The sequence below is a fragment of the Coxiella-like endosymbiont of Rhipicephalus sanguineus genome, assembly GCF_018687865.1.
In genome coordinates, this window is the sequence record NZ_NIQB01000081.1 from 1 (window position 1) to 1,258 (window position 1,258).

The following is a 1,258-nucleotide window of genomic DNA, read 5'->3' on the forward strand; positions in this document are numbered from 1 at the left end:
ATCACTAATTGTGCGGGATTATCATCCCATAAATAATATCGATGCGCTCTCCTCCCATTCATCCTCTTCTTCGTTTTTCGTCCGCCTCGTGATTCTTTACGCGCCCCTTTTTAGGGCTCCTTTGCTTTCAGCGGGTTTCTTTTTAACTTCTGGCTTGGCCGTAGATTCAGGAGCTACTTGTGGTTCCACAGCACTTGCTACTTCTCCTTCCTCAGTTCTTTTTTGTTTCTGATAAGGCTGCTTTAGAGATAGTAGCAGGAGCTCCTGGGATACTTCTTTTTCGAATGTTTCTACGGGTCTTACATATGCACGCTTAGAGCGTATTTCTACATTAACGCTCTTCTTTCCCGATTTGACAACGCTCAGTTTCTTACGCTTTAAAATAATTTTTGAACGTTTTTTATCCGATGGTGAGCTACCAGCAGTTTTTAAATGCAGAAGCAATTTTCGTTTTTGGTCATCAGTAACGGTTTGATCGACGTGAGAGATCGCAACGCCTGCCTCTTTTAGTTGCTCCAAAAGACGTTCGGGTGTTGTCCGCACTAAGTCGGCCAATTGTTTGACACTCATATCAGCCATAATTTATTAACTCTTAACTTATTCTTCCGCAAACCAGTGAGCCCTCGCCGCCATAATTAATTTAGCAGCAGAGTCCTCATCAATATCAATAATCTCTTTTAAATCGTCCACTGATTTTTCCGCCAAATCTTCTCGAGTTGTTACTTCATGAGACAAGAGCTGACAGGCTAAATCTTTCGTCATACCTTCGACTGTCAATAAATCTTCTAGGGAATCTTTTCCTCCTAATCCTTCTTGATTGGCAATTTCTTGCGTGAGTAAAACGTCGCTCGCACGGCGTTGTAATTCGCTTACGATCTCATCATCAAACCCTTCAACATTTTGAAGTTCCTCTTTTGGAACATAAGCTACTTCTTCTAAGCTAGTAAAACCTTCTTGGACTAAGGCATCCGCGACCTCTTCATCAACATCTAATTTTTCCATGAAAATAGATTTAACATTGCTGGCTTCTTTTTCATGTTTTTGCGCCATCTCGGTTTCACTCATGACATTAAGCGTCCAACTGGTTAATTCGCTGGCCAAACGAACATTTTGCCCACTGCGCCCAATCGCTTGAGATAATTGTTCTTCGGGAACTGCAAGGTCCATGGTATGAGAATCTTCATCGACTACGATGGATGTAACTTCTGCCGGAGCCATGGCATTAATCACTAATTGTGCGGGATTATCATCCCATAAA

Annotated in this window: 1 protein-coding gene and 1 pseudogene; both read right to left on the reverse strand. The window is 42.1% G+C overall.

Features of this window, described 5'->3' with window-relative positions:
- Positions 1-290: 290 nt before the first annotated feature.
- Positions 291-579: pseudogene (locus tag B1F79_RS07010) on the reverse strand (translation initiation factor IF-2 N-terminal domain-containing protein); the annotation flags it as partial.
- Between the two features lie 18 nt (positions 580-597).
- Positions 598-1,258, reverse strand: a 661-nt coding sequence (locus B1F79_RS04450) for a helix-hairpin-helix domain-containing protein (RefSeq protein WP_251366153.1), incomplete at its 5' end; no start/stop codon positions are given.